16 protein-coding genes are annotated in these 21,292 nt (G+C 41.4%); 1 reads left to right on the forward strand and 15 read right to left on the reverse strand.

The features are described from left to right. Window positions 1–94 precede the first annotated feature (94 nt). The 7 genes from HMPREF2697_RS07200 to HMPREF2697_RS07230 form a co-directional block, all read right to left on the reverse strand. Window positions 95–493, reverse strand: a complete 399-nt coding sequence (locus HMPREF2697_RS07200) for a DUF805 domain-containing protein (protein WP_037599111.1) — start codon at window positions 491–493, stop codon at window positions 95–97. A 99-nt stretch (window positions 494–592) separates the two neighbouring features. After that, window positions 593–1,009 (reverse strand): DUF805 domain-containing protein, encoded by a 417-nt coding sequence (locus HMPREF2697_RS07205; RefSeq protein ID WP_070850140.1) that lies wholly within the window; start codon window positions 1,007–1,009, stop codon window positions 593–595. A 99-nt stretch (window positions 1,010–1,108) separates the two neighbouring features. Then, the gene (locus HMPREF2697_RS07210; protein WP_021146440.1) at window positions 1,109–1,501 is read right to left on the reverse strand and encodes a DUF805 domain-containing protein; all 393 of its coding nucleotides are present in this window, start codon (window positions 1,499–1,501) and stop codon (window positions 1,109–1,111) included. Window positions 1,502–1,596: 95 nt separating this feature from the next. Beyond that, window positions 1,597–2,847 carry a glutamate-5-semialdehyde dehydrogenase gene (locus HMPREF2697_RS07215; RefSeq protein ID WP_070850142.1) on the reverse strand — a complete coding sequence of 417 codons (1,251 nt, stop codon included), beginning with the start codon at window positions 2,845–2,847 and terminating at the stop codon, window positions 1,597–1,599. Between the two features lies 1 nt (window position 2,848). Then, window positions 2,849–3,652: a glutamate 5-kinase gene (gene proB, locus HMPREF2697_RS07220; RefSeq protein ID WP_070850145.1), complete on the reverse strand. Its 804-nt coding sequence runs from the start codon at window positions 3,650–3,652 to the stop codon at window positions 2,849–2,851. A 119-nt stretch (window positions 3,653–3,771) separates the two neighbouring features. Continuing rightward, window positions 3,772–5,361, reverse strand: coding sequence for an ABC transporter permease (locus HMPREF2697_RS07225; RefSeq protein WP_070850148.1), 1,590 nt, complete (start codon window positions 5,359–5,361; stop codon window positions 3,772–3,774). Window positions 5,362–5,363: 2 nt separating this feature from the next. Further along, window positions 5,364–6,095 carry an ABC transporter ATP-binding protein gene (locus tag HMPREF2697_RS07230; RefSeq protein WP_045772452.1) on the reverse strand — a complete coding sequence of 244 codons (732 nt, stop codon included), beginning with the start codon at window positions 6,093–6,095 and terminating at the stop codon, window positions 5,364–5,366. Between the two features lie 276 nt (window positions 6,096–6,371). Between HMPREF2697_RS07230 and HMPREF2697_RS07235 the strand changes: the two genes are divergently transcribed. Continuing rightward, window positions 6,372–7,103 (forward strand): DUF554 domain-containing protein, encoded by a 732-nt coding sequence (locus HMPREF2697_RS07235; protein ID WP_070850150.1) that lies wholly within the window; start codon window positions 6,372–6,374, stop codon window positions 7,101–7,103. Between the two features lie 351 nt (window positions 7,104–7,454). Here HMPREF2697_RS07235 and addA read toward each other — a convergent pair whose 3' ends face one another. The 8 genes from addA to HMPREF2697_RS07275 form a co-directional block, all read right to left on the reverse strand. Next, window positions 7,455–11,108, reverse strand: a complete 3,654-nt coding sequence (addA, locus tag HMPREF2697_RS07240) for a helicase-exonuclease AddAB subunit AddA (protein WP_070850152.1) — start codon at window positions 11,106–11,108, stop codon at window positions 7,455–7,457. Then, window positions 11,098–14,418 (reverse strand): ATP-dependent nuclease subunit B, encoded by a 3,321-nt coding sequence (gene rexB / locus HMPREF2697_RS07245; RefSeq protein WP_070850154.1) that lies wholly within the window; start codon window positions 14,416–14,418, stop codon window positions 11,098–11,100. The genes addA and rexB overlap by 11 nt, the downstream gene beginning before the upstream one ends. Window positions 14,419–14,666: 248 nt before the next feature. Then, window positions 14,667–16,040 (reverse strand): GHKL domain-containing protein, encoded by a 1,374-nt coding sequence (locus HMPREF2697_RS07250; protein ID WP_070850156.1) that lies wholly within the window; start codon window positions 16,038–16,040, stop codon window positions 14,667–14,669. A gap of 34 nt (window positions 16,041–16,074) precedes the next feature. Continuing rightward, window positions 16,075–17,385 carry an ATP-binding protein gene (locus HMPREF2697_RS07255; protein ID WP_070850158.1) on the reverse strand — a complete coding sequence of 437 codons (1,311 nt, stop codon included), beginning with the start codon at window positions 17,383–17,385 and terminating at the stop codon, window positions 16,075–16,077. A gap of 280 nt (window positions 17,386–17,665) precedes the next feature. Then, a complete protein-coding gene (locus tag HMPREF2697_RS07260) occupies window positions 17,666–19,408 on the reverse strand; it encodes a DUF6287 domain-containing protein (protein ID WP_070850160.1) in 1,743 nt (580 codons plus the stop codon). A 9-nt stretch (window positions 19,409–19,417) separates the two neighbouring features. Further along, window positions 19,418–19,678, reverse strand: a complete 261-nt coding sequence (locus tag HMPREF2697_RS07265; RefSeq protein WP_002884593.1) for a hypothetical protein — start codon at window positions 19,676–19,678, stop codon at window positions 19,418–19,420. Next, entirely contained in the window at window positions 19,679–20,494 is an 816-nt protein-coding gene (locus HMPREF2697_RS07270) for an ABC transporter permease (RefSeq protein WP_014635018.1), read from the reverse strand. It abuts the gene before it with no gap. A gap of 8 nt (window positions 20,495–20,502) precedes the next feature. Next, window positions 20,503–21,288 (reverse strand): ATP-binding cassette domain-containing protein, encoded by a 786-nt coding sequence (locus HMPREF2697_RS07275; protein ID WP_002891779.1) that lies wholly within the window; start codon window positions 21,286–21,288, stop codon window positions 20,503–20,505. Window positions 21,289–21,292: the final 4 nt, after the last annotated feature.

Here is a 21,292-nt window from a genome sequence, read left to right on the forward strand (position 1 = left end):
CAATCATAATAAAATCCCCCTTTTTTATGATACTTCCAGTATAACAAGTGACAAATCAACTAAAAAACAGCCTAGCGAGGCTGTTAAGTCATTATTATTGCTGAGGATTATTGAAGTTGTTAAATGGATAATCAACTTTAGTTGGTTTACACAACAACACAATGAAGATAATAGGACCTACAAATGGGATTAAAGAAATAAAAATATACGGCCAATTGTAGCCAGCATCACGCAAACGGCGAACTGTTACAGCAATACCAGGTAAGATAGCAGCAATACCAAAGGCAAAAAAGATAAATAGGATGATAAATGAAATAACAGCCAAAAAGCTTGATTCTGTCGCACTTGCAATGCCTCCAAAGATTGCGAGCAACACATAAAAAGCAATAACTGTTAACATATTTGCCAAATATGCAAACCAGTAATCTGAACGTGTTGAACGGCCCTCAAAATCTACATAGCCCTTCCAAAACTTCTTATAAGCTTCGATCATAATAAAATCTCCTCATTTTTTGATACTTATAGTATAGCAATAAAAAAAGAATTTGACAAATTGACGAAAAAGCAGCCATACTAGGCTGCTAAATACTTATCATTGTTGTGGATTATTCAAATTATTGAATGGTAATTCTACCTTTGTTGGTTGCAAGGTTAAGATAAAAATAATAAAACTACCAAGGTAGGGAATCAACGCTAAAAATATCAAAGCCCAATGGTAGCCACTATCTCTTAGACGACGTACCATGATTGCAATGGAAGGTATCAGTAAGGCTAACATATATATTCCTAAAGCTGACAATACAATATAGATCAAAATCATTTGAAAACTATATGCGTCAGAAGTATACGTTGCCGGATCTCCCCCTAAAATCATGATTAATATAAGTAAGAAACCGAAAAGTAAAAAAACCAAACATTGCGCAAGCACATTAAGCCAATAATCTGAACGTGTTGAACGGCCCTTGAAATCGACATAGCCCTTCCAAAATTTTTTGTAGGCTTCAATCATAATAAAATCCCCCTTTTTTATGATACTCCCAGTGTAGCAAGAGAAGGGAAGATTGACAAATCAACTAAAAAACAGCCTCGCAAGGCTGTTAAGTCATTATTATTGTGGTGGATTATTGAACTGGTTGAAAGGAAATTCTACTTTTGTGGGTTGACAAAACAAAACCAACAGTACGATATCACCTATAACAGGCGCATAGCTTAAGAAAATCAATGCCCAATGAAAACCAGCATCACGCAAGCGACGCACCTGAAGGGCAATAGATGGAATATAGTTAGCAAAGAAATATAGCATTGCAAGCAAATACAATAATATAAAAATAATATGATAATGACTATTCGGACTATCAAAAACAGTTACAACTATAACTATGCTAAATAAAATGATAGTTACTATAGTATTTGCTAAAACTGCCAACCAATAATCTGAGCGGCTTGAACGTCCCGTAAAATCGAAATAGCCCATCCAATACTTCTTATAAGCTTTAAACATGGCAAAATCTCCTCATTCTTGATACCACCAGTATATCAGAAGGCCTGTCGTCTAGCAAACCAACTTAAAAAAGCTCCTTCATGGAGCTTGATGGTTTATTCTCTAACTTGTCCTTGTCCGTTAATATAGAACTTGGTTGAGGTTAAGGCCTCAAGTCCCATTGGACCACGAGCGTGCATTTTCTGAGTTGAAATTCCGATTTCAGCACCTAGTCCAAAGACGAATCCATCTGTGAAGCGGGTTGAAGCATTAACATAGACAGCTGCAGCGTCAACATCGTCTTGGAATTGCTCAGCACGACTAATATCCTGAGTCACAATAGCCTCTGAATGCGATGTCGTGTAAGTATTAATCCAATCAATGGCCTCATCAAGGCTATCTACTACTTTAACAGACATGATATAGTCAAGAAACTCTGTCGCAAAATCTTCTGGAGAAGCTGATACAGCTTTTTCCATAAGTTTCAAAGCCGTTTCATCCGCACGGAACTCAACAGCCTGAACTTTTGAAATAGCTTTTTCTAAATGAGGCAAGAAGTCTTCCGCAATATCAGCATGAACGACGAGAGATTCTGCAGCATTACAAACACTTGGTCGTTGGGTTTTGGCATTGATGACAATCTGTGTCGCCATATCTAAGTCAGCATATTTATCCACATAAATATGACAGTTACCAACACCCGTTTCGATGACAGGAACCTTGGCTTTTTCTTTAACCGTTTGGATGAGACGGGCGCCACCACGAGGAATGAGCAAGTCTACATACTTGGTCGCCGCCATGAGTTCCTCTGCTACCTCATGAGAGGTGTCTTCAACTAGCTGAACAGCATTTGCTGTGATACCTGCATTTTCCAAAGCCTTACGGGCTACTGTAACCAAGGCCTTGTTGGAATTGATGGCATCACGACCTCCACGGAGAATGATGGCATTATTGGTTTTAAAGGCAAGGCTAAAGGCATCGATTGAGACATTGGGACGGCTCTCAAAAATCATAGCAATAACACCCATAGGAACACGCTTTTGAACGATTTTGAGACCATCCAGATTCGTATAGCCACGAACCACTTGACCGATTGGGTCCTGAAGATCTGCCACCTGACGGACACCCTCAGCAATCCCTGCGATACGGTCTTCCGTTAAGAGCAAACGATCTTGCATAATCTCTGAAATACCATTTTCCTTGGCATTTGCCATATCCTTAGCATTTTCAGTGATAATATAGGCACTCTCAGCTACTAGAGCTTTAGCTACCTGATTTAGAAGGTCGTTTTTAGCTGCTGTTGATAATTTAGCAATCTGACGACCTGCCACCTTGGCCTGTTGGCCTAGTGTATCGATATATGTCATCTTAGCCCTCCTGTTTAAAGAGTGTACCAATCTTGACTCCTTCTAGGACACGAAGGATGTCACGTGGATTTTCACCATTCATCAAAACCATTTGGCTATGATTTTCAAAAACCATCTGGGCGGATTTAATCTTACTCATCATACCACCCGTACCAAATTTACTACCGGCACCACCAGCTGAGGCCAGAATTCCCTCGGTAATCTCTGGGACATAGCTACGAAGGGTCGCATCCTCATAAACATTTGGGTTCTTATCAAAGAGCCCATCAATATCTGACAGCATGATAAGTAGGTCTGCACCAACAATCTTAGCAACGATAGCAGACAAGCGGTCATTGTCTCCAAACTTAGTCGCATGGTCCATTTCATCTACGCTGACAGCGTCATTTTCATTAACAACCGGGACAACCCCAAGCTCGAAGAGGCTCTCAAAGGCATTGATGGCATTGGCCAAACTCTCAGGATACTCAACCACATCACGCGTCAAAAGCAACTGAGATATCTTGGTCTGGTAATGTGAAAAGACCTGCGAATAAAGGCTCATCATAGCCACCTGCCCTACACTTGAGACAGCCTGTTGCTTACCAACTTCTGCTGGGCGTTTCTCAAGGTCTAGAACATTTAGACCAAAGCCCATGGCACCAGAGGATACGAGGACAACCTCAATTCCCTTATTATGCAAGCTAGAAATGACAAAAGCTAATTGATCGATTTTTTCAAGATTAATTTTCCCTGATGGTAAAACCAGAGAACTAGTCCCGATTTTGATAACCAGGCGTTTTACTGAGTCAAAATTTCGTTTCATGTTTATGATTATACACTAAATTCAGGTATTTTGACATATATAATGCATAAGTTTACATATTAAGGATTTTCAGTAAAAAAGAATCCCTCCAATCGGAGAGACTCTTTAAACAGTTTGTACTAGGCAAAAAACATGGCTCTAATACGTTTCCAACGTCTGCGATCAACAAAGATATAAACGATTAGTACAACTAAAGCTATAAGCCCAGATACTATAGCATTGACTACTAGGGCAATCCAGAACTTACTTGCAAAGAAGACAATACCTCCTAGCAAGGCAGCGATGAAAATTGTAAGAATAAAGATACCCATATAGAGCCACTGTCCGCCACCTCGATTGAAGAGCTGGGTAACTTCCTGCCAATTCACTTCCAACAATTTAAGGTCACGTTCAAAGTAATAGCCACCTACAAGATAGGTTGTTACGAGAAAACCAAGAGTGAAACTTGCCACCAAAATAAGATGGAGATGAGCCAAGAATATTAAACCAAGTCCTCCTAATAAGAGGGAAACACCGACTTGCAAGCTATAGAAAAGCCAAAACTTTTGACGAAGATAGTCACCCGTATTGATTGGTAGGCTACGAATAAAGTCAAAGTTTGTCCCCTCTAAGGATGTTGCTACACCAAGAAAACTTGTTGGTTGAGCTGAAAAGAAACCAAAGGCAATTCCGACCAAAAGCAGGAGTCCGAAATAGTCTGGACCCAGATCTTTCAAAAATACCGCACCCCCACCTAACATGATCATATATAAGACTGGTACCACATAGGTATTGATAATGAGGGTTGAATTTCCCAAAGTAGATAAATGATGGCGAATCAAGACCTGTCTTTGGCTTCGAGTAACAGCTTTGGCCTGAGGCTTTCTAGCCTTTTGGTTATAAATGGCTTCGTGGAAATAACGAGGCATTCTGACCTTATAAAACCAAAAGCCCAAGATAAGCACTAAGATAAGAGGAAGATAGAAATTTAGCAGGGCCTCTGGAGATAGAGGGGCAGCTACGACATCATAGTAACCTCTTAGATAAGGAAGCAAGGGAAAATTGGCTTGTCCAGCACCATCAACATAGCCTTTAATAAAACCAACCATCATAATAGGCAACATAATCAATAGGGTTGACAGGGTCATCAAAATGGTTGAATAGAGCTTTTTATGAGAACTGCGAACAATCAGCGTTCCAATACTATTAGACAGAATCACTGAAAAAACGAGATTGATAAAGAGAGAAACGATAAAGGTCAGAAGCCCGACGACTATCCCCAATGGGCCAATAAATTGCCAGTAAGCTAGGATAAGAAGACTAAGGATAGGCACCATGAAGGTCATCCCGACCATAGAACCTGACAAGGTCTTGGCCAAAAAAACTTCCGCTGGCTTCAAGGGAAGAGGCAGATAAGCCTTGCTATCCTTACTGTCATAAAAGGTACTATAAAGAGCCGTGAAGGTCTGGAGAACCCCCATGATTGAAAATGTCAAGAGATATAGGGTTAAGACTCCAGGATTGGCCTTATAATCGACACCTACAAAAAGATAGCTATAGACAACCGTAAAAACAACTAGAATCAAGAGTTGTTGTCTAAGCATGGCATTAACGATGGAGAAATTGGCTTTTTTCTTTTTCTCCTGACGTTTCTGTAGGTTAGTTACTGCTTGAGGATTAGCGTAGAGGAGATTGATTTTAAAAAGCTCCCAAACATGGTTCCAGTTCATGACTATACCTCCTCAATCTTACGTCCAGCCATTTCCAGATAAATAGTTTCCAAATCCTTGTCAGGGTACTGAGACTTCAGTTCAGCTAGAGACCCTTGGAAGATAAGTTTTCCTTTCTTCAAAATAGCAATACGATCACAGAGCTGCTCAGCTACACTTAAAACGTGGGTTGAGAAAAGGACACTATTACCTTCCTTGGCATGATGACGCATGGCTTCCTTCAAATCATAAGACGCCTGTGGATCCAGACCAGTCAGAGGCTCATCCAAAACCCAAATCTGTGGATTAACCAAAAGGGCACCGATGACAACAACCTTCTGACGCATACCGTGAGAGAAGGAAGAAATAAGGTTATAGCGACTTTCCGTTAGGTCAAAGGTAGCCATGAGATCAATCAAACGTTCCTCAACCTGACTAGCTTCCAAATCATAGATACGTGTCAAGAAGTACCAATAGTCATTGGCCGTCAAATTTAGGAATAGGTCCGGTGAATCTGGCACATAAGCGATTTTTTTCTTGATAGCATCACGATGTTGACTGAGGGCCATATCATCGACGTAAACTTCACCGTAGCTAGCTTCAATGATAGACGTCAAAATGGAAATGGTCGTGGTCTTACCAGCTCCATTGTGACCAATCAGCCCAAAAATCTCCCCATCTCGAATCTCGAGGTTAAGATCTGAGAGAGCATCTTTATCTTCATAACGTTTCGTTACGTGTTCAAAACGAATCATCTTTTATCCTTTCTTGAGAATCTATTTAACAATAGTCTCATTTTACACTTTATATTAGATTATAAATTAGAGTTATTACCTTGTTTTTTTTATGAACAATACTCTAATAATATCGGCAATAGATTTAGATAAGGCTATTTCGTTACCTTCTCATTTATTGTATCATTTCAAAGGTACAATTTCAAGAAAACGTTTGTAAAAACAAGACAATTTTGCATTCGGTCTTTGATAATGCTAAACTTATAGTATTTAAAACAAATAGGAGGAAAATCACAAGTGCCAACTGGAATTATCATCAACTCGCTATCTATTATTTTAGGAGGAATCGCTGGAGGTCTCTTCGGGGACTATCTCAGAGACGATTTCAAGGACAATCTTAACCTTATCTTTGGCCTAGCCTCTATGGTTATGGGGATTAGTGCTATTATGAATATGGTTAATATGCCTGCAGTTATCTTCGCAGTAGTTATCGGTACCATTATTGGACTGGCCCTAAAGTTTGGGAACCTCATCAACAAGGGAGCTGGGCTTATGGAAAAAGGCTTGTCCAAGATTACACCAAGCAAACAAATAGGGTTAGCTCACGATGAGTTTTATGCGCAGCTCTTGACAGTTATCGTCCTTTTTTGTGCGAGTGGTACAGGAATTTACGGGAGCCTTGAGTCTGGGATGACAGGTGATGCTTCCATCTTGATTTCCAAATCTATCCTAGATTTCTTTACAGCCATGATTTTCTCTTGTAGTCTAGGCTACATCGTCTCCATGATTGCCATTCCACAATTTATCGTTTTCTTCCTCCTCTTTGTGAGTGCTGGTTTCATTCTCCCTCTAACAACAAAAGCCATGATTGGAGACTTTAAGGCTTGCGGGGGCTTCCTCATGATTGCGACCGGTTTTCGTATTATGAAACTGCGTCAATTCCCAACAGCAGATATGATTCCATCCATGATTCTGGTTATGCCTATTTCCTGGGCCTGGGTCAATTGGGTGGTGCCTTTGATTAGTTGACATTAGGATTAAATTAAACAAATACCGTCAGTCTAATGCTGGCGTTTTTTGTCTATTTTTTAGCTGTTATAGACTTGGATTATTAAAAACTAATAATGTTTGCGGTGTTTAATTCTAATTTTTCTAACCTTGTTTAGACTAAGATGAGTTTGTTATAATAACCTTTGTAGGCCTAAGCAACCTACAAGATACTTTTTTTCATAACTATTTCCATCCTCTAATATTTTAACGAACTTACAATACTGATGGAAATCTATCAGAAAAGACTGGTGTGTGCACACCGGTCTTTTTTGGTGGTATTAAGACACAAAAAACCACTCTTTCACTATGAAAGAATGGTTATGTTATAGCTTATACTTCTACGACTTCCAAGTTTTTTCCACCTAGGAGAATAAGATATTTGTCAATCTTTTCCATTTGATAGGCTTGACTGAGGGCTTTAGCATAGAGGCTCATTTGCCCCTTGTAGCGTTCCTTAAGCTCACCAGGTTGAGTGAAGCGGTCTGTCTTATAGTCAAAGAGGACAATACGGTCTTCAAGAAGAAGGTAGCCATCGATAATACCACGGACGACAAAGTCTTCTTTACTAGCGGGATCTTCTGCCAACATGGCAAATGGCGCTTCGCGACGCAACTTATCACGGTTAGCTAGAATGAGCTTTCCAAGTTCGGTGTCAAAAAAGCCTAGTAGCTTTTCTAACTGCACACGCGCCTTGACTTGATCATCTGCCGATACTCGACTCAAGGCCTGTGTCAAATCTTGGAGGGTCACCTTGTCAGAAAGACTCAAGCGTTGCATGAGTTCATGGGTGGCTGAACCAACTGCAGCTCCAGTGACCTTCGTTTTTTGCCCAAAATCTGGAAGCTCAAAGCTAGTGGATGTCTCAAGAGGTTGCACCTCCTCTTTCTTGTCCATAATATCCACCCCTTCGGTATCCATGACAGGTTCGTAGAAGGCTTTGAGCTGGCTAGGCGTACGCACAGATGGAAGGTCAATCGCTGGTGCATAAAGCTGGTTGAGTTTTTCAACACTTTCTAAGACAGTTAGGGCACGCTTAATGTCTTCCGTCTGGCGATTGTTAGAGAGATCATCAGCATCTACTGCCGCTTGAACTTCAACCTGACCAATAGCCTCTGGAGTCAACTCCTCAGCCTCAACAAAGCGAACAGTAAACTTGAGATCCTTTCTCATAAAGGCAGTATCCAAAGCCATAACCCAATCCTGATAAGTAGAAATTTGGTCACGTAGAGCTACTGGTAGGCGATTATTTTCAACATCTGTGCCAAATTGCTGGGTCAATTTTTCCTTACTGCCCTTACCAACTAGGTAGAGTTTTTTCTCTGCACGGGTCATTGCAACATAGAGCAGACGCATCTCTTCTGAGATACTTGCTCGACGCTCTTCCCTACGATTTTCCTGGAAGGTTAAGGTCTCGAGAACAACATTTAACTTAGGCAAATTGGTGTTTACCTGGTCTTTGAGGTCAGCTAGATACTTAATGCCTAGTCCTTTTTCACGGTTAATGATGTACTTACCACTCAGTCCGTCCTTGCTGTGACCAATGAACTTGCGATTCATCTGCAAGACAAAGACATACTTGAACTCTAGTCCCTTGGACTTGTGAATGGTCATAAGGCTAACGGCATTTTTGGGAACCAAGTCTGTCACTTCCTCTAGGTCGTTACCGCTAGAAATGATTTTATCAATCATACCAATAAAACGAGAAAGTCCCTTAAAGCCAGTCTTTTCATAGGCATTGGCACGCAAGGCAAGGGCGTAGAGATTGGCCTGGCGTTGCTCAGCTCGTGGAAGACTGCCAACATAATCATAATAGAAACGATCGTCGTAAATCTTCCAGATGAGGTCATAGAGCGAGTGCCACTTACTGTAATCACGCCAATCTGACAGAGTCTCAATGAAGAGAGTCAACTTGGCCTCCAGTCCTTGCGTCACGACTTCTGGATGAAGTCCTGATTTAGTATGAGCTGCAAAAAGCTTATCATAGAATTGTCCTTTGTCAGCCTGAACAGCAATCCGAGCCAAATCGTCCTCGTTGAAGTTAAACATCGGTGAACGAAGGAGGGCAACCAAGGCGTAGTCATTGAGAGGATTATTGATGGCACGAAGGGTGTCCAACATAATCATAACTTCTAGTGACTCTAGGTAGCTTGACTTGTACTCGTCAGGAACCAAGGGAATTCCGTGCTCCTCAAAGCTTGCCATCAAGTCCAGATAGGTATTACGGGTTGGTGCTAGGAGGGTAATGTCCTCAAAACGTACACCCTGCTCGTGAAGTTTGATGATTTCTTTGATAACCAAGGAAATCTCTCCGCTACTAATAGGTTGATCAGGACCTTCTTCGTCAGGAGTCATACTTCCTTCATCACTATTGAAAATCAGAACCTCTGTCTCATTTTCAAGATGGGGTTCTTTTTGCTTCTGGCTACCCGCTACCAGCATGTGAGTCTTGTCATAGAGGATGTCCCCGATTTCCTGGTCCATGAGGTGACTGAAAACACCATTGGTCGCATCAAGAACTTCAGATTGACTACGGAAGTTCTCTTTAAGGAGAATCAACTTACCTGCATCTGGATTTTCAAGGAAGAGCTGAAACTTGCCGTTAAAAATCTGAGGATCTGCCTGACGGAAACGATAGATGGATTGTTTGATATCTCCCACCATGAATCGGTTGTGACCATTAGAGAGGAGTTCCAACATGCGTTCTTGGGTATGGCTATTGTCCTGATACTCGTCTACCATCACTTCATGGTAACGGTCACGGTAGCTAGCTGCCACCTCTGGATTTTCCTCCAAAATACGGATGGCAAAATGGGCAATATCCGAGAATTCAAAAGCATTTTCCTGAATCTTTGCCTGTAAATACTGATCCGAAAAATCAAGTACAAAGGCCTGAAGCAACTCCAACAGAGGTAGGATGTCATCATTATGCTTGGTCAAAACCTCGAGGACCGTTAGTTGGGTATCAATCTCTCGCAACTGGGCCACAAACTCATTTTTGGTCTTGTTGTAAGCTTCCTTGTAGGCCTTAAGTTCCTCGTCTTTAGGACGGGTCATATTGGTCAAACCAGTCCCTCCTGACAAAGTCAAAAGTTGTTTGAGCAGGTCCTCCATATCCGTTTGGTCATTAGCCAAGGCTCCTTCAAGAAGGCTAATGGCATCTGACACATTATTTAGATATTTGGCCTTGGCAAATTCACGCTGAGCTAGACCTAGATGGTCTCTTAAGAAGTCTAAGAAATCAGCCAACAAGCCATCTTTGAGACCCTCTAAAAGCTCAGCTTTAGCCTTTTCTGGATTGGCCTCTGCCTGCCCTTTTAAAAGATTTTGACGTAGCCATTTTTCAGGACCTGCAGTAGCCTGAGAAAAGTTATAGACATCGTAAACTAAATCACGAAAAGCCTTACTAGTCTTGCCATTTCCTGCGAAGTTGCGGACCAATTTTTGGAAAAGTTGGGCATCCTTTCCTTGCATATAATCGTTAAAGAGATCAGCATAAACCTCATTTTTCATGAGTGTTTGCTCGGCAGGGTCTGTCATAATGCGGAAAATAGGTGACACACCCAGGAGATAGCCATACTGATTGACCAATTTCTGGGTAAAGGCATCCATAGTTCCAATATCAGCCGTTCCAATCTTGGCAATCTGATCTGAAAGAAAGGCACGCTCTTCATCCGTCTCAACTTGTCCAAGTTGCTCTGTCAGACGCTTTTCCAGACGCTCTTTTAACTCACCCGCGGCCTTTACCGTAAAGGTTGAGATAAAGAGTTGATCAATGCCAACGCCACGTCCAATCATATCAAGGATACGCTCAACCATAACAAAGGTTTTTCCTGATCCAGCCGAAGCTGACACAAGAATATTGCTACCATTACTGTAAATGGCCTCAATCTGCTCAGGTGTTAACTTGCGTTCCTTGTCAGAAGCTGCTTCTTGGGCAATGCGTTCCTTAATCTCTGTTGGACTTAAAAAAGCTTTAGTCAACATGGTTGTCCTCCTGGTCTTTTTTGTCTGCTGTCACAGCTTGATCAGTGACTGGAAAGGGGATGATTTTTTCAGCAACTTGCATCTGATTCTTGTCCTCATCTTTTGCCATCAGCTCCAAATAGGCTTCCTTCTTGCCCCTACTTGGTAAACGCAGGAGCTTTCGAGCCTGTCCCATGTGGCGGTCGGCCTCAAAATGAGTAATAGCCTTGATTTGATCCCCTTGAACAGACTTGCCATCCTCGGTATAAGGATTGACTGCAAAATTCCCGCTTCGAATAACTTCAGCAGCACCTGTAAAGAGCTTAATGTTGTATTCTAGCAAGGTCTCTAGGTCCTCCTTGTCGTAGGTGACAGTCTTTTGTAAATCATAGTTTCCACCAGCCAGATGCTCCGTCTCTGAAGCCACAAAGAGTCCCTTATAGGTCAATTCCTTATGAGCCTGAGCCGCTAGCTTGTCCAAGCCAAACTGAGCCAGATTAAGTTGTGGGTCCTTCATATGTAAATACATGGCACCAAAAAGCTGATCAGCATCAACCTTATAGGTCTGGCGAAGGGCTTCTAGATAGGTTACTAACTGCGGACTAAGGCCATTGTAGAATTTTTGAATGTCAAAGACATTTTTACCTGACTTGTAGTCAACGACACCCAGAGCCCCATCCGATAAACGGTCCACCCTGTCAATAATCCCTGTAATCTTGATGCTATTAGCTAAAAGCAAGTCAAACTTGGCTTCCTCTCGCTCAACCTTAACGGCTGCATTATCACGTAAAACACTAGCTGTAGAACGAGCGATATCTTCCAAAATCTGACGGGACAAACGACTCTCCTGGTCCTCCGTATAGAGGAGTTCAAAGGGTTGCTCCTGATTGGTCTGAGCAATTGCCTTTTCCAGTTTATCATCGAAGTTTTCTGACGAAGAATCCCCCATGACACGCTCAAAGACACGGTGCAAGTAAGTCCCGTGGTGTCGAGCATCCGGATGGATAGATTCCAACTCCTGAAGCCCCAAGACATAGCGCAAGAAATAAAGATACTGGTTGTTATAGAAGGTTGTCAGAGCCGAAGCTGATAATTTCAGTGGTTCTTCCCCCGGAAAGACCAACTGCATGACCTGATCATCCACCTTGGTTGTCGTCACATCGTCAATCACATTTGGAATCAAGACTTGGTCCTTATCAAGTCGCTTACGGAGATAACGCACAGCAACTGACCAGAAAGTCTGCGTTTCCTTATCCAAATCAGCATCTAGATGGCTGCTGTTAAGGGCAATGACAGTTGATAGAAGGTCCTTGTAGTTCCCAATCTGGTCACCCTTAGCCTCGAAACGATTACGTCCCTTTTCAACCAAAGAAAGACCAAGGTCAAGCAGCTCCTTCAAATAAACCGACATGTCATCTTGAGTCTCATTGAGAATTTGTGGCTGACTAAGCACCAATTGTTCACTAGCCGAATTAAAAAGTGACATAGCCACAAAATGCCCCCGTTGACTGTTGCTCTGCGTAACAATATCCAAACTCCTGTGTTCATCCGTAGCCTCATTGATACGACTACGTTCCTCGTCAGACAGAAGACTCTTATTTTGCCCTATCTTAGGAAAATGTGACTGGGTCATCCCCAAGGCAAAAACATAAGGAGCAGAGTGTGGTTGAATCAAATCGTATTTCTTCACATTAACCACATCGACAGTAGCTGGGACTGTACGGTAATCACAGGCCAACATTCCTGAACGCAAAATGGACAAAAAGTCGTCCACTGACAGAGTTTCTTCCCCAAAAATAGTCTCAACCTGCTCCAAGAGTTGTGTGAAAGCCTTCCAGACCTGTTCGTTCTGTTCTTTTTCGGCCTCACTGGCCTTGGCAGTCAAACTAGCCATCTGACTTGGCACTTGCACAGCCTCTAAAAAGACCACTAGTTTCTTGAGTAGACTAGAACCCTTTTGTTTGCGACTATTAAGCAACTTGTCCAAGGGCTCTACCAGTTGTAACCTTAAGGCATTGAGCTGGTCTAAATCATACTTATCACGACTATTGGCCGTAAAATCAGACAAGAACTTGTGACGCCCCTTGATATCTGCAAAATTGACATAATATTCAAAAAGATCTAAGTCCTCTTGAGCAAAACCACCATAGAGACCGGATTTTACGAGATTAAGCAAATCCTCGGCACGATAATTATAGCGCTTGATACGTTCCAGCGAATCCACAAACTGTACCAAAGGATGGCTAGACATGCTTTCTTCCTTACCGAAATAATAGGGAATATCAAATTTTCGGAAAATCTGCCCCACCTGAAGCTTATAACTCTCCTCATCACCAAGTAAGACCAGAATATCCTTATATCGCTTGCCATCTGCCAGCAACTGACGAATACTCTTGGCAACCTGAGCCACCTCTTCCTTTTGGTTGACCACTTCCCAGACCTGCAAGGCTTGCTTGTCTTGATCGGTCAACTGCTCGTCTACCGTACTAAAATCATGACGGCTCTCCAAAAGACGGCTAATGCGAGCAAAAGAAGGATTGCCCTCTTTGTCTGTCGTCACATAGTTGGGTGTCACCTTATAGGTCTGAGCCAAAGTTCTCAAAAAATCCACTGAGGCCTGATAAACATTGCCATAAACAAAGTTAGCCCTATAAGCTTTTTGACTGGCATAAGTCCCAATGACAATCTGGTGGCACTTATCATTCAAGAGAGCAACTAGGGCCTCCTCCTCGGCAGAGAAACGCGTAAAGCCATCAATGACCAAAACCGTGTTACTCAGGGCCTTATCCAGATGGCCTGAGGTAATTTCCTTGAAGAAGACACTAAGTTTTGATTGATTGTCAAAATCTCCTGCCAACAAGAGATCCTGAGCCGCACTGAAAATCCTGAGCAAATCCTCTTGTTTTTCAACCTGATCCAAATGCTGCAAATCCAGAACCGTCATATTAGCCTGCTGCAACTCTTTATAAAGGTCTACCAATTGATTAATAAAGTTACTATCCTTGCGCAAACGGCCATAAACCTTGAGCTCATCATCGCCCATATGCGACAACACCTTGTAAAAAATCATTGCCAGACCAGTATCATCCAGCTGAGTCTTTGGGTTGCTCGTATTGAGAATAAAATATCTCGCCATCTGAGTAAAACGAGTCACCGTAATCTCAAAGGATGCTGACTGAGGCAGGTATTCCAAGACCTTACGCTCCTTCTCAAATGACAGGGCATTAGGGGCAATATAAAAGACCCTCTTTCCCTTTTGAGCATAGCTGGTTGCCTGCTCCGTCAGAATTTCTGTTAAATCCTGAGACATATCCGTATAAAGTAATTTCATAAGACGTCCCTTTCTTATCTCTACACCAGTCGTTAGACTAAGTAAGAATTGCCATTCACTTAGTCCTAACAACCACTAATCCTTGCTATTATAACACAGAATGAAGCAACAATCAGACTCCTCCCTCGCCCCTTTCTCCTCCGATGTACTAAGTTTCATACATAAGCACAAGCTCAACATCAAAGAGCCCTCCTTTATGGACCTATAAGTAAAAAAAGAGCCAAATCCTCTGATTTAGCTCTACATCTTTATTTAAAAATCAATTCCTGTTTGAAGAGGTAATCACCACTGCTTGTAATCAAATTGGCATCACTATACTTCCTAAGAATATCCTTGGCTGAGTGAAGGTTAAGACCTGAGGTCTTCTTCTGGTTTTCTTCCTGCATAATGGCATCAAGGTCAACTTTTTCTTCTCGCGTCCTATTTTCCATGACGAAATGGTAGCTTCCATCCTTATCATGTCGATGAAAACTAAACTTGATTTGACTGGCAGGGACCTGCTTACTCTCATCAATCGCATTACTAAAGAAAATGGACACCAGCAAGGTCAAGTCAACCACGTTCATGGTAAACCCTGAAATCTCCTCAGGAATATCACAAGTCACTGGGATATTACTACGTTTAGCCTCCATCATACGAGCCGAAAGAAGGCTACGTAAGGGTAAGGACTGAATATTTTCCAGCTTAGGATTATCAATGACACGGAAACGTTCAAACTCCTTGGCGCTCTCCCTAAGAACATTCTGATACACCTGTTCAGCGAGAGCCTCCTCCTGGTCACGCACTTCCTCTGAAAATTGCTCCACAACCGTCTGATAAGACTGTCTGTATTGTAACAACTCATTGTAGAGAAGATCAATCTTTTGGTTGGCCTTGGTCAAACTATTCAAATGCCTCTTTTCCTCCATGGCCAAACTCTCTTCCAAATACTGCCGAGACAGTTGATTAAGATGGGCAATTAGAAAAATGAAAGCCACTGCGGACAAGAGAACCCAAAGCATCCGAAGTCTCAACTCCACCTCTGAAGAGTAGCCAGGGAACCAACTGTCTAAATTCACACTGAGATAGATTCCCGATAAATAAATGGCCATTGCTATAGCAACTCTTCTAGAAATCTGGAGGTTCTGGAAAGAGTCATCGCTATAGACCTTCCAACGCTTCAAATCCAAGCCCAAGAAACGATCAAATACAAAATAAAGTGGCAAAATCAAACCGTAAGATAAGAGATAGAAAAGAGCATTTGACCCTACCTCAGCGACAGGGAGATTCAAGAGAAGGGGAATAAAGAAGAGTCCCAATAAACGATAAAGTAAATCTGATGTCACCACTGGAAACAAGGTATGAAAAGCATACTGCGTTACCGTCCAAGTCTTTCCTTTAGCCAGAATAGCCAAAACCATCAGAATAAAGACATCAGCAATCATGTTCATACTCTTAATATTATACTGAAGGACCACATCTAGCAGGGCTAAGGTCAGAAACACCGTCCAGGAGATACGAATGTCTGTCATTCGTTTGAAAATGGCACAATTTATCGTCAGAGTTAAAATAAGCTGAATGGCTAGAAAGGCATCTGTATCATAGAGATTTAAAAAATTTATTCCCAAAAACGACTCAAACATCGAATCTCCTTTCTATATATTTTTTTACAAGTCTTTAGTATTCAAATTGCTGTCTATAGATGAACTTATCATTCTTAAAGCTAAATTTAGACTGAGGGTAACGCTCCATAATATCTTTGAGCTGTTCATTGATTGACAGATGATTCTCGTACGCCTTGTGAGGTGCCTCAGCGCTGTCTTGCGAAAGGGTTGTCTCTACAGAGAGGACCTGAACCTCACCACTTTGGTAATAAGACATACGAACTAAACTATTTTCTTGACCATGAGCTCTCAATAAGGCATTGTCCAAGAAGGTCGTTAGGACAGCTGATAAATCCACTATATCAATATGGGATGGGGATATAGGGTCTGGAACCTCCATGATAAAATCAATTCCAACAGCATGAAACTCCATATACTTACTCTCAATGACGGAACGTAGCAATTGAGAAAGCAGGTTGGAAATATCTGGCATAACCTTGCTGAAGGGAACTTCTTCCTCACATAGGTTTTGACTGTCTCCCTCTTGACTAGTAGCCAGAACAGTCTTAGCCTTCTTAGGTACAACTACCTTAGGCACTCCATCACGGTATAACTCCTGATAAAGATGGAGGATATGCCTACTAGATTCCTGTAAGCTCTGAAAATGACGTTCCTGCTCCTCTTTCAACTCCAGAAAAAGTTCATCCTTTATCCACTGATTGGCATAGGAAACAACGATAAAGAAGGCGCCTGTTGCCAATAGAACGACCAACTTAGCATAATTGTTAACCACTTCCACAGGCCAGATACTAGCAAAGTAAGGCATGAATTCATTTAAAAGCCCATATGAAAGAAAGGCAAAGCTAACCCCAATAACAATAGGGGTGAAGTGTATGCGCAAGCGCTCCTTTTCCTCGACCTGCAAATATTCATAACCAATAAAACGGTGAACCAAGAGGTAAATAGGATAGGTAACTACCACACAGATAAACTCCGTTAAAGATTCTGAAATACGGCTAGTCAAGTCGGCTCCCAAAAGTAAAGGAAAGACGATTAATGACAAGCCCCGTATAATGATATTAGTTGTTCCCCAGGCATAAAAGCTATTAAATACCGGCTCTATCCATGGCAAGTCTGGACGTTTGTAATAACTAAAACAAAATAATATGAGAGGATTAAGTAAAAATTTGAATCCCATAGGAAGAAGGGGAGTCAAAACAACTGACAAAAGACCACCTAATAAAAGTAGCCTCCAAGAAATCTTGACCCTACCAGCTGCATGAAACATCAGATAATTGACAAAGAAAATCAAGAGTGTGTCTATAGATACTAGCCAATGAAAATCTTTAAAAACAGCAAATAGCGATTCAATAATAAAAGTCATTCTTTTCCCCCTCTCCCTTTAATCTGATTTAAGAAACTTCCTCAAAAATCCCCTAGGAAGCCCTTTTTACAACACTACTCATTATATAGCTTTTTGTAAGTTTTCACAATAATTAATTTTCTAATAAAGTCTATAATACCTCTAAGAATCCATTTATTTATAGAAGATAGACTCACTATTAAATTAAAGTTACAAATGTAACATAAAAAGTTGAGACAATTTTATCTCAACTTTTAGATTTTAAAATTACTTTTTTGAGACTTACTTTTAAGCCTAAGGTCTAGTCAGCCTTGTAGTAGAATTGCTTGGCGTCAGATTGTGCACTTCCTGATTGGGTCACTAGGATACGGTCTTTAGTATTATCTGAAGCATCAGGATTATTTCCTGACACATTCGGTAATGTCGTACCTTTAGGGATGAAAAAGATTATTGCGCCATACATTCCTGTTCTTAGGCTCGCTCTCAGGTAGCCATTTTCAAGACTGGAATTAGCATTTTGAACCTCACAATCTGTTGGTGCAGTTACTTGATTCTTAGAAAATGTCAAACTACTACCATTTCCATTCTTCCAAGTCCCTTCGAGGCTTTGGAAGTTATTATCCTTGATAGCATTAACATCCATGCCTGTTTGTTCGGTCTTGGTTTCCGTTTTTGATTCTGTTTTAGCCTCTGATGAGCTTGATGATGACTCCGATGTTTGTGAAGAACTTGAAGATTCTGAGCTTTCAGATGTGCTAGCACTAGAGTAATGCTTGAGCAACTCTTGGTAAGCCTCTTGCATGTCATCTGGTGCTACCTTATAGGTCTGAACAGCCTTCTTATCGTAATTGCCCTTCCAGTAGTTCGTCACATAATAAACGGTACCGTTGGAGCCTAGAACGATTTGGTAAGAATCCTTATCTTGGTCAACCAAATCCTTATAGAGCTTGTTGTAACCATTATAATTGCCACCAGTTTTATCATCAGCTGAAAAGTCCTTAAAGAGGGCTTTTTGTTCAGCAGCATCGTCTTCATACATAGCATGTTTCTTATCCTTCAAGGTATAAAGACGGAAGGATGATGTTGGACTATAGTCTGCGGTCTTACCACTATTGTCATTAATCCCTAAAGCAAAGGAATCAACAGTGTTTTTATAATCCTTGAAATCATAGTTTGAGACTTCCTTGCCATTGATGATACCACTCGGAACACCAGTAATATGTTCATAGCCATCCGCATTGATGAGATTAGCAAGGATGGTAATCGTTTGGCTGCTACCTTTTTCCTTAGGTGCCTTAAATGACAGGAAGGTTGGACTACCATCATTGACCTTGGTGATGCTGTCAAAGCTACTTTGAACTAAAACAGCATCCTTGGCATAATCAGACTGATAGAGCCATTTCCCAAAAGCTTCCGTAATGGACTTAATGTCTTCAGTCGAATAGTCTGCAATATAAGTGGTTTCCTTATCACCATTGACATCGGTCTTAGTCTTGATATCTGCATTTGGCTTATTTGGATCGTTAGAAGACGATTCTGAGCTTGCATCGCTACCTGAGGATGAACTACTTGATTCCAAAATATCCTTAATAATGCTTTTAACTTGGCTACTTGAAGAACTAGACGAAGCCTCGCTAGACTCAACGACTTCAGAGCCTCCCTCAACCTGAGTATAGGTGTCTGATTCAGTCATTTCAACCTTCGCATCTCCTCCAGGTACCATACTTGGTGTGATACGGATAGTACCGTCTGAGCTACCGTTAGTTCCAGGCAACTTAAAGCTCAAAGAACGGTCTTCGCCGGCTTGGGCATTAGCCTGATAGGTATCCCCAGTCTCCGTATTTTTGACTTCGTATTTGTCTCCCTTGATCTTACGAACTTCAAAACGCACCTTGTTCCCGGTATTCTTATCGACAACGGTTGTGGCATAAACTCTTGAAGACGATGTAAAAGCCGTGCTCTGAGTGTATTTTCCAAGTACCATGAAGACCAAAAAGACAATCAAGGCTAAACCGATAAACTTTTTATGTTTAAACTGTTTCATGAGGTCCTCCTAGATAAATAGATAGCCAACAACATAGCCAAAGAGAGCAATACAAATCAAGAGCAAAATTTCCAAAACTAAAAACCAGCTAAACTTGAGATCACCCAAACCAACCTTAGACAAAACTTGTCTGAATTTAGAATTTTTCTGTCTGCTCAAGCCACTAGAAAGAGCAAAACCAGTCTTAGCAGCTTCTGCGACTTCCTTATCACTTGGCTTGCGACCATGCTGAACTTGGAAGTCAATCAGCCATTCATCATATTGTTGCATTTATTTCTCCTTCTTCTGAAGTGTGACGAAAAAGAGTAGGGCATAAACGAGGCAATGAAGCACCAAGGCCCACCATTGTCCCCAGAATTCGCCTGTAGAACCTTGAAAAGCCTCCAACTGGCTCTTAGGGACAGGAACATGGTACTTAGCCAAACTAGATGGCAAGTCTGACAAGTCACTAGAAATCCCAAAAAGCTTGTGGCCATAACCTAGATAGACAAATTTTTGTACCCAATCAATGGCTTTTGGCAAAGACAGGATAGTTCCCGACAATGAAAACTGCATGATACCCACAACAACTGCTAGGATAACAGAGGTAATCTCAGATTTGCCAACCAAGGCTGAGATAAAGAGGGCAATAAAATGCGACGCCAAGAAAACCAGGAGCACTGTAATCCCAACTTCCCAACGGTAGGAACCAAAAATATGACCAGCGTCTGGAAATTCCTTGTCAAAGAACTTACTAAAGACAGAGTAAGATAGGATAAAGACAATGGTTTCCAAAACAGCAAAGAAGGCGTGAATCCCCATACTAGCCAAGGCGAAGGCTGAACGACTCAAACCTGAGAAAAAGTCACGGTTGAGGACCGAGCGTTCCTTAGAAATATAAATACTGTTTTGAACCACAATCAAGAGACTGGTTGAGAAAAGCAAGAGAAAGAGGGTCATTCGAGTTGTTTCGAAATCTTTCAAAAATCCCTTGTCTTGGATATAGAGGATTAAGCCTTCGAAAGCGACAATGCCCAGAAGAACCTTCACAAAATCCATGTAGTGGTGTTTAAATTTATACCAACTTAATCGTAATGCTGCGTTCATAAATCTCCCTAAATCTTGTAAATACGTGTTGAAGCATTGAGCTCTTGGTAGACATCTGCGATATTCATATCCATATATTTACGAATCATATAAGGATCGCTAGTCTTGTATTCCAAAAGCAACTCTTCATAGGTTCCTGCAAATGTCGGACGTCCCTTAGACAAGAAGATGATCTTGTCAAAAATAGCCAAATTTTCTGTATTGTGAGTAATAACCACAATAGACTTGTTAGCTGATTTAGCCAAGATTTTCAAGGTACGTAAGAGATTACGATCACTAAGGGCATCCAAACCTGAAGATGGCTCATCAAGAATAAAGTAGGGACTAGGGCTAAGAAGCTCAATACCAATAGAGACACGGCGTTTTTGCCCACCAGAAAGCTCTGAGATCTTCTTATTAGCAAATTCCGTCAAGCCTAAATCATCCATGATGCCTGCAATGCGATGCTTTTTCGTCAGCTTACCACTCCCTTTCAGATGGTGGTCCGCATAAAAATCAAAGGTCTCAGATACCTTGAGGTACTCACGTAGGAGATTTTGTTGAGGTACATAGGACCAAGAGCGTGAACCCGCAGTCACAGGTTTGCCATTTTCTAAAATACGAAATTGTTGGCAAGTCGGTTTAAGCTGGCCTAGGAGAATCTCTGTTAACGTTGTTTTCCCTGAACCAGAAGCACCCAAGATACCGACAACTTGGCCAGTCTCCATAGTAACATCCAAATCTGTAAAGAGCTGGTTATCATTTCCCTTATATTTGAAACAGATATGTTCAAATGTTAATTGATTGGTTTCCATTAAT

This window comes from Streptococcus sp. HMSC064D12, from assembly GCF_001837205.1.
In the GTDB taxonomy this organism is placed as follows: Bacteria; Bacillota; Bacilli; order Lactobacillales; family Streptococcaceae; genus Streptococcus; species Streptococcus salivarius_D.